This window comes from Flavobacterium sp. LC2016-01, assembly GCF_009711135.1.
Taxonomy (GTDB): domain Bacteria; phylum Bacteroidota; class Bacteroidia; order Flavobacteriales; family Flavobacteriaceae; genus Flavobacterium.
Genome location: NZ_WMIC01000002.1, coordinates 470,710 through 484,803, shown reverse-complemented (window position 1 = coordinate 484,803; position 14,094 = coordinate 470,710). Strand labels below are relative to the sequence as shown.

The following is a 14,094-nucleotide window of genomic DNA, read 5'->3' as shown; positions in this document are numbered from 1 at the left end:
CTGAGAAACATTTAATGATGCTTTAAATGAAATTAAAATAATATGTCAAAAAAAAATTAAAAAAACTTGGAAACTTTTTTGGTTTTCAGAGTTTCCTGTATATATTTGCACCCATAATCGGAAACTTAGAACACTAAAAAAGTTTCCTTAAGAATTTGAGCCATTTATAAGCTCAGTAAAATCAGGTATTTATGAAGACAACTTGGACTTTAGATTCGACACAATCAGATGTTTTAATAAAAATGAGACATTCGATAATTGCTTATTTAGGAGGCACAACAAATAAATTTGGCGGTTATGTGAACATTGAAGACAATGAAATTGAAGATGCATCAGTAGAGTTTTCATTTGATATTAATAATAAAAATGAAATCTTCCAGCAAATTGATACCAACCTTCAGCTTCAGGATTTTTTTGATGTAGATGAGCATCCTATTATTAGTTTTAAATCGACTTCTTTTCAAAAAGTAAATAATAATATCAATTTTTTTAAAGGTGATTTAACCATAAAAGATGTGACCAAAGTTGTAGAGCTTGATGCAGAATTTATTGGTGTTAATACCTACAACGGCGAGAAAAAAGTTGCTTTTGAAATTAAAGGAGATATCAAGCGTCAAGATTTTGGTCTGGATTATAATTCATTTAATCATAACGGAGGTCTGGCACTTGGAAGAGATATTAAACTTATTGCCAACTTAGAATTCAGCATATAAATCCTACACAATGAATATAATAATGTAAAATTATTACAAATATAATAGAAACTGTTTTTGTGGCTTCGGTTTTCTAAGTATATTTATAATAACAATCTGACAATCAAAATGAAAGAGAAAATCATATCAAAAGCGAGTGAGTTGTTTTTAAGACTCGGTTTTAAAAGTGTTACGATGGATGATATTGCAGGAGAAATGTGTATTTCGAAAAAAACGATCTACAAATATTTCTGCAATAAAGAAGTTTTAATTGAAGAGAGTACATCCATGGTTCATAAACAGGTACATGAAGTTATTGATACCATTGTAGAGAAACAACATAATGCAATTCATGAGAATTTTGAAATTAGAGAAATGTTTCGTGATATGTTTAAGAATGCCTCAGACACTTCGCCTCTTTATCAGCTGAAAAAACATTATCCGGAGATTTATCAAAATGTAATGACCCACGAAATTGATCAATGCAATCATTATTTTAAAGATAATATTTTAAAAGGAATTAGAGAAGGCTTGTATCGAGCAGATTTGAACATTGATATCTATGTGAAATTTTATTACACTTTGATTTTTCATATAAATGAAACTACGATTTCAGAAAGAGAAGCACAAAAAATAGAATTAGAAGCTTTGGAATATCACACCAGAGCAATGGCAACAGAAAAAGGAATACAAGAATTAGAAAAACAACTTAAAAAAATTACTGCTTAATCATCAATCTATAATTTATGAAAAAAATAATTGTAATACTTCTGTGCTCTCTTGGCTTGTCAGCCCATGCACAAGTAACCTTAACCTTAAAAGACGCGCTTGTTTATGCGCTTCAAAATAAAGCCGATGCCAAAAAGGCAAAATTAGAGGTTGAAAACAGTGAATACAAAATTCAGGAAATCCGTTCTAGAGCGTTGCCTCAGATTTCTGCAAACGGAAACTTAACTCATAATCCAATAATTCAGACAACTGTTATTGATGGAGCTGGTTTTGGTCAGCCAGGAACTACAATTCAGGCAGCATTTGGACAAAAATGGACTTCAAACGCAGGGCTTTCATTAACTCAGGCGATATTTGATCAATCTGTTTTTACAGGTTTAAGAGCAGCAAAATCTACTCGTGAATTTTATCAAATCAACGATCAATTAACAGAAGAACAAGTTATTGAAAGAGTAGCAAACAACTATTATTCGGTATACGTACAACGTGAAAGATTAAAGTTGCTGGACAGTACTTATTTTAATACTACAAAAGTTCATGATGTTGTAAAAGGACAATTTGATAATGGTCTAGCCAAAAAAATTGATTTAGACCGTATTATCGTAAAATTATCAAACATTGATACCGATCGTCAGCAAGTTAAAAATCAAATTGAATTACAGGAAAATGCTTTGAAGTTTTATATGGGTATGCCAATTGAAACTCAAATCATTATCCCAAAAGAAGAATTTGAAGCTGTTCCAGCATCTTTAACTGAGGTTCCAAACGTAGAAAACAGAACAGAATATCTGCTTTTGAAAAAACAAGAAGAGCTTTTAGTATTCAATAAAAAAGCTGTTGAAGCGGGATATTATCCAACGCTTTCTTTAACTGCAGGTTACAATTATATTGGTCAAGGTCCACAACTGCCTTGGTTTGCAAAACCTTCAGATGGAGTGTATTGGTCAGATTACGCAGCGATTGGATTGAATTTACACGTACCAATTTTTACAGGATTTGGAACTCGTGCTAAAGTAAGACAAGCTGATGTCGAAATTAGATCACTTCAGGAAGATATCAAAGACACTAAACTTTCTCTTGATTTGGATTACAGAAATGCGATGGCGCAAATCGATAATAACATAGTAACCATCCAAAACCAACAAGAAAATATGCGTTTGGCTCGTGAAATTTTGAGCAATACAAAAAATAATTATCTGCAAGGTTTAGCATCATTAACCGATTTATTAGATGCTGAAAATGCTAATCAAGAAGCTCAAAATAATTATACAAGAGCAGTATTAAATTATAAAATTGCCGAAGTGGCATTAATCAAATCAAAAGGCGAACTAAAAACTCTTATTAAATAACTAATTACAATGAAGAAAACTATTATAACAATCGTAATCATAATCGCAGCTTTGGGTGTGATTGGATATGTTTTAAATAACAATAAGAAAAAAAATAAGGAAAAAACAGATGTCGTAGCCGAGAAAAATGCTGCGGTTTCAGTAAAGGTTACTCCTGTAAAAACAGAAGTAGTTTCATTAGACTTCGTTGCTAACGGAAACTTTGCTCCAACTCAGGAATTGACTTTCTCTGCTGAAAAATCTGGAAAAGTAATTAGTGTTTTAGCTAAAGAAGGAGATTACGTAAGAGTAGGTCAGACTTTATTGACAATGAGAGGGGATATCATCAATGTAAACGCTCAGCAAGCTCAGGCAGTCTATAATAATGCAAAATCTGATTATGCAAGATATGAGAATGCTTTTAAAACGGGCGGTGTAACAAAACAGCAATTAGATCAGGCAAAATTAGCCTTAACAAATGCTCAGTCAAGTTTAACTCAGGCAAATATCAATGTTGGTGACACAAAAGTTAAAGCACCAATCAACGGATTTATCAATAAAAAATATATTGAGCCAGGATCTATCTTAACAGGAATGCCTGCAACTGCGTTATTTGATATCGTAAATACTGCAAAATTAAAATTGACAGTTACTGTAAACGAAAATCAAGTAGCAAGCTTGAAATTACATGATAATATCAATGTTACAGCAAGTGTTTATCCTGATAAAACTTTCCCAGGAAAAATCACTTTTATTGCTGCAAAAGCAGATGCAAGTTTGAACTTCCCGGTTGAAATTGAAATTGCAAACAATACTAACAACGACTTAAAAGCGGGTATGTACGGAACTGCAAATTTTGCATCGAAACAGCAAAAACAAAGCTTAACAGTTGTTCCTAGAAATGCATTTGTTGGAAGTGTAAGCAGTAATGAAATTTTTGTAGCTGAAAATGGTGTAGCTAAATTGAAAAAAGTAGTGGCAGGAAGAATTTTAGGAGATCAAGTAGAAATCATCAGCGGATTATCTGACGGAGAAAAAGTAATTACTACAGGTCAGATTAACTTACAAGACGGTAATACAGTAGAAATTATTAAATAATTATTTGGCTATAAGCCTTAAGCTATAGGCTATAAGCTAATTCAAAGCTTAAAGCCTACTGCCTACAGCCTAAAGCATAAAGAAAAAATATATGAAATTAGCCGAAATATCCATAAAACGTCCGTCGCTGGTAATTGTATTGTTTACAATTCTGACTCTTGGTGGATTGTTCAGCTACAGCCAATTAGGCTACGAGCTGATCCCAAAATTTGAACAAAACGTTATTACCATCTCTACTGTTTATCCTGGAGCTTCTCCAAGTGAGGTAGAAAATACCGTAACCAAAAAAATAGAAGATGCGATTGCGTCTTTAGAGAACGTAAAAAAGATTGACTCAAAGTCGTATGAAAGTTTGTCGATCGTTTCGATTACGCTGACATCAAACGCAAAAGTCGATTTTTCTTTGAATGATGCACAGCGAAAAATTAACGCCATCATCAGTGATTTGCCAGACGACGTAAAAACGCCGGCATTGACCAAATTTTCGCTGAGTGATTTGCCGATTATGACACTTGGTGCCAACGGGAAAATGGACGAAGCTGCCTTTTATGACTTAATTGACAAAAAAGTGGCCCCAATTTTATCTCGTGTACAAGGTGTGGCGCAGGTAAATATTATTGGTGGTTCTGAGCGTGAAATTCAGGTAAATCTTGATGCGATTAAAATGCAAGGTTACGGGCTTTCGATTCCTCAGGTACAGCAAAATATTTTGACTTCAAACTTAGATTTCCCAACAGGAAATATCCAGACTCGTAATCAAAAAATATTAATTCGTTTAGCGGGTAAATATAAAAGTGTTGCAGAATTAAGAAACTTAGTGGTTTCTTCTCAAAACGGAATTCAAATTCGTTTAAGTGATATTGCCGATGTTCAGGATACTCAAAAAGTAGCCGAAAAAATATCTCGTGTAGATCAAAAAAGCGCTATTGTTTTACAAATCGTAAAACAATCTGATGCCAATGCGGTTGCGGTAAGTGAGCAATTATTAAAAACAATTAAAATTCTTGAAAAAGATTATAAGGTAAACGATCTAAAACTAGAAGTTGCAAAAGACAGTACAATCTTTACACTTGAAGCAGCAGATTCTGTTGTTCATGATTTGTTGATTGCGGTAATTCTGGTAGCATTCGTAATGTTGTTTTTCCTTCATAGTATCAGAAACTCATTGATCGTAATGGTTTCGATTCCTGCTTCGTTGATTGCAACTTTCATCGGAATTTATTTGATGGGATATACCCTGAACTTAATGAGTTTATTAGGATTATCTCTTGTGGTAGGTATTCTTGTGGATGACGCGATTGTGGTTTTGGAGAATATTTACAGACACATGGAAATGGGTAAAAGCCGAATCCGTGCCTCTTATGACGGAACTGCAGAAATTGGTGGAACTGTAACTTCGATTACATTGGTAATTGTTGTCGTATTCTTGCCTATTGCAATGAGTTCTGGATTGGTTTCTAATATCATCACGCAGTTTTGTGTTACGGTAATTATCTCAACGATGTTATCATTATTAGCTTCGTTTACTATTATTCCTTGGTTATCTTCTCGTTTTGGGAAATTAGAGCATATTGAAGGAAAGAATTTATTTGGAAGAATCATTCTTGGTTTCGAAAGCTATTTAACACGTTTCACTGACTGGGTTTCTCATTTATTGACATGGTGTTTGGATCATTATATTAAAACAATTTTAGTTGTGTTAGTATTGTTCTTTGGATCAACAATAGGATTAATGGGCGGAGGTTTCATTGGAGGAGAGTTTTTTGCTTCTTCTGATAGTGGAGAGTTCTTAGTACAGATTGAAATGCCAAAAGATGCTTCGTTAGAACAAACGAACTTCATGACGCAAAAAGCCGAAGCGTATTTAAAAGCTCAAGAATATGTTCATAGTCAAATTACAACGGTAGGACAAACTTCTGAAGGTTTTGGAGCATCTCAAGCTACAGCTTACAAAGCAGAGATCGACGTAAAAATGATCGAGCAAAAAGATCGTACAGATGATGCGAATGTTTACGCAGCAAAAATCAAACGTAAACTTGAAAAAGTATTAGTTGGAGCAAAAGTAAAAACGGTTCCGGTTGGTATCTTGGGTACTGCTGAAGATGCAACTTTAGGATTAATTGTAACAGGTCCATCAACAGAAGCGGCTATGGCTTTTGCTAAACAAGCTGAAGCAGAATTACGCACCATTCCTGGAACAACAGAGATTAAATTAACTGTTGAAGACGGAAACCCTGAAATTAACGTAAAAGTTGATCGTGATAAAATGGCTGCTTTAGGCTTAACACTTCAAACGGTTGGTTTAACAATGCAGACTGCTTTTAGCGGAAATACAGACGGTAAATACAGAGCAGGAGAATACGAGTACGATATCAACATCAGATACAATGCTTTCGACAGAAAAAGTATTACTGACGTTAGCAACTTGATTTTCATAAACGCAGCAGGACAGCAAATTAAATTGTCTCAGTTTGCAGATATTACTGAAGGTTCTGGACCTAGCCAGTTAGAGCGTAGAGATAAATCGGCGTCTGTAACGGTAAAAGGACAAAACGTTGGGGTGCCATCTGGAACAATCGTACAGCAATGGCAGGTGAAATTAGATAAGTTGAAAAAACCAGCTGGAGTAAACTACATCTGGGGTGGTGACCAAGAGAACCAATCGGAAGGATTTGGTACTTTAGGAATCGCATTATTAGCGGCTATTATTTTGGTTTACCTTGTAATGGTGAGTTTGTATGACAGTTTTGCACATCCATTCGTAGTATTATTTGCTATTCCGCTTTCGTTTATCGGGGCGATGCTAGCACTGGCGTTGACAAACAACTCATTAAACATCTTTACCATTTTAGGTATCATCATGTTGATTGGTCTGGTGTGTAAGAATGCGATCATGTTGGTCGATTACACCAACCAAAGAAGAGCAGCAGGAGAATCAATCAGAACGGCATTAATTCAGGCGAACCACGCTCGTTTACGTCCGATCTTGATGACAACAATTGCGATGGTATTTGGTATGTTCCCAATTGCATTAGCATCTGGAGCAGGAGCGGAGTGGAAAAATGGTTTAGCTTGGGTAATTATCGGAGGATTAATTTCTTCGTTATTCTTAACCTTGATTGTAGTTCCTGTAATTTATAATATCATGGAGAAATTAATTCATAAATTCTCTAAAGGAGAAAAAATCGATTACGAAGCTGAAATGGTTGCCGATTATGTGCATACTGAATTAAGTGAAGACGGTTTCAATCCGAAACATACCCATTAATTTTGATTTAATTTTAGACGAAAAGTCCCAAATTCCATTACGGAGTTTGGGATTTTTTTATTGGTTCTTCATGGAAAGAATAAAAAAATTTTCACGCAGATTCAGCAGATTTTAGCAGATCAAATTAGTAAAGATCTGCGCTAATCTGCTTAAATCGTAATTAAATGTGCGTGAAAAAACTACAAGCAGTTTTCAGTATTGTTAATTGAAAAATATGTTTATTTGTATCACTTTACTAAAATTATGATGCTACAAAAAAATAAATCTGCGGCGATTGGTTTCATTTTCATAACCATGTTAATTGACATTACCGGATGGGGAATTATTATTCCTGTAATTCCAAAATTGATTGAAGAATTGATTCACGGCGACATCAGCGAAGCAGCGAAAATTGGCGGTTGGCTGACTTTCGCTTATGCGATAACTCAGTTTGTGTTTGCACCCGTTATTGGAAATTTAAGTGATAAATTCGGAAGAAGGCCAATCATCTTGATTTCTCTTTTCGGATTTTCATTAGATTATCTTTTGTTGGCTTTTTCACCAACAATTCTTTGGCTTTTCATTGGAAGAATTATTGCCGGAGTAACAGGAGCAAGTATCACAACGGCTTCTGCTTATATTGCCGATGTAAGTACAGCAGAAAACAGAGCAAAAAACTTTGGTTTGGTTGGTGCGGCGTTCGGATTAGGATTTATAATCGGACCAGTTATTGGTGGTTTGTTAGGTCAATACGGATCTAGAGTTCCTTTTTATGCTGCGGCCGTTTTATGTATGGTGAATTTTCTTTACGGATTTTTCATTTTGCCTGAATCGCTTAAAAAAGAAAACCGAAGACCTTTTGACTGGAAACGCGCTAATCCGGTTGGAGCAATTTTAGGTTTAAAAAAACATCCAGAATTAATCGGATTGATTTCAGCAATATTTCTTTTGTATGTAGGTTCACATGCAGTGCAGAGCAATTGGAGTTTCTTCACCATTTATCAATTTAAATGGGATGAAAGAATGATCGGAATTTCATTAGGAATAATTGGTCTGCTAGTTGGAGTTGTACAAGGCGGCTTAGTTCGTTTTATTAATCCGAAAATAGGAAACGAAAAAAGTATTTATATTGGTTTAGCATTATACACGATCGGAATGTTATTGTTTGCTTTTGCAACCGAAAGTTGGATGATGTTTGTATTTCTGATTCCGTATTGTCTTGGCGGAATTGCCGGGCCAGCCCTTCAGTCTGTGGTTGCCAGCAAAGTATCACCAAGTGAACAGGGAGAAATTCAGGGAACTTTGACAAGTTTAATGAGTGCTTCTGCAATTATCGGTCCGCCAATGATGGCCAATACATTTTACTTTTTTACGCATAGCGATGCGCCATTTAAATTTGCCGGAGCGCCATTTATTTTAGGCGGTTTTTTAATGTTGCTGAGTACCGTTGTTGCTTATTTTTCGTTGAAAAAACATTCGATTCCAAAAGTTGAAATCGATCAGATAGAATAAAAAAGAAAAAGCCTTCATTATCTAAAATGAAGGCTTTTTTTATAGCTTTTGAAAAATTATTTCTTAATGATTTTTATTGTTTTTTCTCTGCCTTCAGATTTTACTTTCATGAGATAAACACCGCTAGAAAGGTTTGACAAATCAATTTCAGATTGCAGATCATTGATTTTCTTGAAGACAACAGATTTTCCAGATACATCAATAATTTCAACATCATCAATTATAGAATTGTTTTTAATTGTCAATATATCCTGCACAGGATTCGGGTAAAACTGGAAAGCAGTCAAATTAAAATCGGGTGCCGAAAGTGAACCATTTACTTTTGCCGTTACAGCAAGACGATTTTTGCTTTCAATTCCGTTGATAGTTTGAGAAGCATAATACGTAACACCATCAAGTAAAACGGTTGTAAGAGGCAAAGGCGTTTCATTTGATTTTCCGATTGTTTTGCTTGTTCCAGAACCTGATGTGCTGTACCATTTAATGTTTTCGCCTTCAACAACGACATCGGCTAAAGTCTGTCCTGGTTTGAAACTAATAGTTATAGAATTTTTACCTTCTAGTGAAGGAGCCGGTGGATTAATCGTAAAATTGAATGTTACATAACAACCAATTTGATCCTGAACAATTATAATATATTCGCCGGCAGTTAAATTGGTAAATTTATTACTGGCTGAAAATACATTTAAATTAGGAGAAATTGCATATAAGTAACCGCCTGTACCACCAGATGCAATAATTGTAGCCGTTTGATTTTCGATACTAATATTAGCTATTATTGGCGTAGGATCTGTTACGGTAATAGATACATTTTCTACACAGCCATTTTTATCTTTGACGGAAATTACGTGAGTCCCGCCATTAACTTGAAAAGTATTTGAAGCGCTATAAATTCCACCATTAACAGCATAAGTATAAGGTGCCAGTCCGCCGGTCACAGTCGCTTGAATTGTTGCAGGACTAGAGCAGGTTTGTTGAGATGTCAGTGTTGCGATAAGTTGTAAAGGAGTCGAAGCAGTTATCTCCAGACTTAAACTAAACACAGTATTTTGAGAATCCTTAACCTTGGTAATGTAGTTACCTGCAGTTAAACCAGCAAAAATATTAGATGAAGAGTAATTAATTCCGCCATCTATCGAATACTGGTAAGGACCCGTTCCACCTGTTGCATTTACCGTTATTGCTCCAGAAGCATTACAATTTACATTTGTTACTGTAGCAGTTGCGGCTAATTTTGGTACTTCTATAATATTTATATTCGATACGGATACGTTACACTTATTAGCATCAATTACTTTTAATGTGTAACGAGCTGCAACTAAATTTGTAAAAGTATTACTGGTTTGAGGTGTAACTACTGTTACGCCATTTTCATTTTCTAGAGCGTATGAGTAAGGAGCAGAACCTCCAGTTACGTTAGCTGTTATACTATTATTTGTTCCAAGTGTAACAGTTGCAGTTAATGGGGTAGCATCTTTTACTGTTGCTGTGAAATAATACCAACAAGAATTCTGACTATATACTGTTATGCCATAAATTCCTGGTTTTAAGTTAACAAAAGTGTCTGAATTACCCATTGTAACTCCGTCTAACGCGTAAGATAATGGACCTTTTTCATAAGTTGGGATGACTTTAATTATACCATCGTTATTGCCTGGACAACTTACATGCTTAACAATTGCAGTAGAGAAAGGTGGAGAAGAAGCATTCTCTACTATTATTTGATCTGTAACGGTGTTAAGGTCTGCATCACGAACCACTATCGGATAAGCGTAATTAGGAATTAAACCAACAATAATGTTTGATGAGGAATATGTTTCACCATTATTTAGTGAATATTGATAAGGAGCTTTGCCACCTTTTGCAAGTATGGTTATCCTTCCTTTAAAGGTACAAGTCACAGGGTCTGAAAAAGTCGCAACACTTAAGTTTGTTGATGACGAAGCTTCAATTTTTATTCCTGGAATTTGGAAAGAACAGCCTTTAGAATTACTAATTGTTGCATTATAAGTTCCTACAGCTAATTTTGTAAATCTACCAGTTCCATCAGATCCTAGTTTAGTACCAGTTGCTGTATTTTCAAGATAATAAGAATAAAGGTCGGTATCGCCCCCACTTCCAGTTAATACTATATTTTCTTCATTAACAATTTTATAAGTACCAGATATTGGAGAAGGCTCTGCTAAAATTAAAGTCGGTGTTGTAGCCAGACATCCGTTGTAGTCTTTTACCGTAATGTTGTAGTTGCCAGCACCCAGATTTTGAAAATATCTATTAGACTTAAAGTTTGTTCCATCAATTGAATATTCATAAGGTTCTGCTCCTCCATTTGCTGTGGCTTTAATAAGACCTGTAGTATTGCCAGGACAATTTATGCCAACTTCTATGTTAGCAGAAACAGCTAAAAGAGTGGTTTGAGCAACTGTTGTAGTAAAGTCTAAAACAGTGTTTTGTGCATCCTTAACTTTTACAGTATAGTTTTTTGTAGCTAAGTTTTCAAATACATTTGAGGAAACATAAGTTCCATTATCTAATGAATATTGATAAGGCTGAATACCGCCAGTTGCATTGATTTTTATTGTTCCCGTTGGACTGCTGCAAGTTATATTGGTCGCATTGACAGAAGCCGATAACGCTGTAAACGGAATCATATTTATGTTAGATACAGAAACACTGCAGGCATTAGCATCTATAACCTTTAAAGTGTATAGACCATTTGTTAAGTTACTAAAAATATTACTGCTTTGAGGTGTAGCTATTACTACTCCATTGTCATTTTCCAGAGCGTAGGAGTAAGGAGCAGAACCTCCTGTTGCAGTAGCTGTAATAGTCTGGTTAAGACCAATTTTTGCGGTTACATTTAAAGCTTGTGGTTCTGTTATTGTAACCGTCATCGTAGATTTACAAATATTCATATCCTGTATTTCTATGGTGTAACTTCCAGGAGCTAAATTTGAAAACGTATCAAAATTTTGTGATACTCCTCCGTTTAAGCGATAAATGTATTTCCCAGATCCTCCACTTCCTTTTACTGTTATTGACCCATTTTTTGAACCTTGGCAGGTTATATTTTTAACAATGGCTTCTATCGTAGGAGCTGAAGGCAATGGATTGATTACAACAGTATGAGTGGTGGTATTTAAATCAGCATCTCTAACTTTTACCGTATATGTACCAGCATTAAGAGAAGTAAATATGTTTGATGAAGAATAAGTTGTTCCATTATTTATAGAATATTGATACGGAGTTTTGCCGCCCATTGCATCAACAGTTATTCTCGCATAACTTAAACATCCGAGAGGATCAACCTTTGAAACAGCGGATAGTGCTGTAGACTGTGAAGCTTCAATTTTTATTCCAGATACGGTGAAGTCACAATTAGAGTCACCCACGAAAATAGTGTAAAGTCCCGGAGGTAATTTAGTAAATGTACCTACCGTTTCAGGACCGTATTGAATCCCCGTTGTTGTATTAGTAAGGTAAAAAGCGTAAAGATTGCTGCCACCTTTAGGATAAATGAAAATATTTTGATCGTTAACTATTTCGTAAGTTGCAGATAGAGGAGATGGTTCTGATAACGTAATTGAACTAACTGCAATACAGTTATTAGCATCTTTAGTGGTAATATTGTAAGTCCCTGCTTTTAGATTTAAAAAGTATCTGCTTGATTGAAATGCTGTTCCATCTAAAGAATAGGTGTATGGACTTTTTCCGCCACTTGGAGTTGAAATAATAGCTCCGGTAGAAGCTCCATTACAATTTACTGGAATATTTACTGCGGTAGAAAGTGTCAAAGGAGTTGACTGAGTAACTATTGCCGAAAGAGAAACTCTTACATTTTGCGCATCTCTAACTTTTACGGTGTAAGTTTGAGGAGTTAAATCATTAAATACATTTACAGAAGAATAAGCTCCATCATTCAATGAATATCGATATGGAGGAACTCCTCCAGTAGCTGTAATTGTAATTGATCCTTTAGGGTTTTCGCAGGTTATAGCGTTTACAACTAAATTAGCGGCTAGCGTAGATTGTACAACTTTTATACTAGATCTGGTGTAAAAACATCCATTTGAATCTGTAACCTGAGCTTGGTAAGAACCTGCAGAAAGACCTGAAAAAACGTTAGAAGTCTGTGGGCCTTTTAATGTTGTTCCCACATTATCTACAAGAGTATAACTATAAGGAGCTTTTCCTCCAGTAGCGTTAATTTTGATTTGTCCATCATTATTATCTAAGCCGGCATTTGTCACACTTTCAAGTATTTCGACGGGGCTAGCCATTCCTATTACTATGTCAGATTGAATGGAGCATCCTGTCGCATCTTTTACGTATATTGTATGATATGATGGAGACAAATTGCTAAAAACATTAGTTGAAACTAATGGGCCATTATCTATTGAATATAAATATGGGGCTTTTCCGTTACTGACGATTATTTGTGCTGTTCCATCGTTTGTTCCGTAACAACTTGTATTTGTCGTAGATAAAGAAAGTTTAAGCGGCAAATAAGGAGCGATAAAAATTCCTTTTGAACTTACTGTATTTAAGGCATCTTTTACAGCTATGATATAATTGCCAGCAAATATACCAGAATAAGAATTATTTGTCTGGTAAGGTCCTCCATTTAGCGAATAAGTGTAAGGAGCTTTTCCTCCCGTAGCAGTAATTGCCATTGTTAGCATATCCCTTGAGCAGCTAAACTCGTTAACAAAAGTTGATGATACAGTTAAAGCAGGTAAAATAGTTGCCTGAATCGCTGTGATGCAGCCTAGTGAATCTTTCACCATTATAGTGTAAGTTCCTGGACTAAGAGTAAAAATATTATTAGACTGATAGTTCACTCCATCCAAAGAATATTGATAAGGTGCTTTCCCTCCAGTTGCTGTAATAGTTGCTGTATTACCGCTAATCAATGTAGTTGCGCTTAAGATTGTTGGAGCAGTTATTGTATAAATACTTGTAGTTGAACAACCAGCAACAGCATCTAATACTTTTATAGAATGATTTCCTGCAGCCACATTCGTAAAAACATTACTGCTTACAAAAGCAGCGCCATTCAAAGAATAAAAATACTGCCCGCTTCCTCCCGAAACAGTAACGGTTAACGTTGCTGTATTTCCGGTGCATAAAATAGGGCTATTGGTTGCTATTATGTTTACGGCCGGAGTAACTTTTACATTAAAAGAACTCGTGGTAATTGTTCCGTTATTATTAATTCTCGCATAAATAGTTGTAGAAACTGCTGCGGTATTATAATTTGAGGGATTCGCAATTGCATTTGTATTATTGACAGCATCAGCAAGGCTTAAATGATAACTTACGGTAGTCTGATCAGGATCTAAATTACCAATGAGGTATATTTTTTGTTTAGATAAGTCGAAGTTATTGTCGCCAGCACAATGCACAATATCATTTGCTTGGGAATAAATAAAAGAAGTAAATAATAAAAGAAAACAAAGTAGAGTTTTTTTCATACTAATAGATTTGT

Annotated in this window: 7 protein-coding genes; 6 read left to right on the top strand and 1 reads right to left on the bottom strand. The window is 35.1% G+C overall.

Annotated features, from left to right (window positions below; translation table 11 throughout):
* The first annotated feature begins 191 nt into the window (after window positions 1–191).
* The 6 genes from GKZ88_RS06460 (at window position 192) to GKZ88_RS06435 (ending at window position 8,606) form a co-directional block, all read left to right on the top strand.
* Window positions 192–713, top strand: a complete 522-nt coding sequence (locus GKZ88_RS06460) for a YceI family protein (RefSeq protein ID WP_155101562.1) — start codon at window positions 192–194, stop codon at window positions 711–713.
* A 108-nt stretch (window positions 714–821) separates the two neighbouring features.
* On the top strand, window positions 822–1,421 hold the full coding sequence (locus GKZ88_RS06455) for a TetR/AcrR family transcriptional regulator (protein ID WP_155101561.1): 600 nt from the start codon (window positions 822–824) through the stop codon (window positions 1,419–1,421).
* Between the two features lie 17 nt (window positions 1,422–1,438).
* Window positions 1,439–2,770, top strand: a complete 1,332-nt coding sequence (locus GKZ88_RS06450) for a TolC family protein (RefSeq protein WP_155101560.1) — start codon at window positions 1,439–1,441, stop codon at window positions 2,768–2,770.
* A 9-nt stretch (window positions 2,771–2,779) separates the two neighbouring features.
* Window positions 2,780–3,847 carry an efflux RND transporter periplasmic adaptor subunit gene (locus GKZ88_RS06445; protein ID WP_155101559.1) on the top strand — a complete coding sequence of 356 codons (1,068 nt, stop codon included), beginning with the start codon at window positions 2,780–2,782 and terminating at the stop codon, window positions 3,845–3,847.
* Window positions 3,848–3,938: 91 nt separating this feature from the next.
* Window positions 3,939–7,115, top strand: coding sequence for an efflux RND transporter permease subunit (locus GKZ88_RS06440; RefSeq protein ID WP_155101558.1), 3,177 nt, complete (start codon window positions 3,939–3,941; stop codon window positions 7,113–7,115).
* 246 nt (window positions 7,116–7,361) lie between these two features.
* On the top strand, window positions 7,362–8,606 hold the full coding sequence (locus tag GKZ88_RS06435; protein WP_155101674.1) for a TCR/Tet family MFS transporter: 1,245 nt from the start codon (window positions 7,362–7,364) through the stop codon (window positions 8,604–8,606).
* A gap of 56 nt (window positions 8,607–8,662) precedes the next feature.
* On the opposite strand, the gene GKZ88_RS06430 is transcribed toward GKZ88_RS06435, so the two are convergent.
* Entirely contained in the window at window positions 8,663–14,080 is a 5,418-nt protein-coding gene (locus GKZ88_RS06430) for a T9SS type A sorting domain-containing protein (protein WP_155101557.1), read from the bottom strand.
* Window positions 14,081–14,094: the final 14 nt, after the last annotated feature.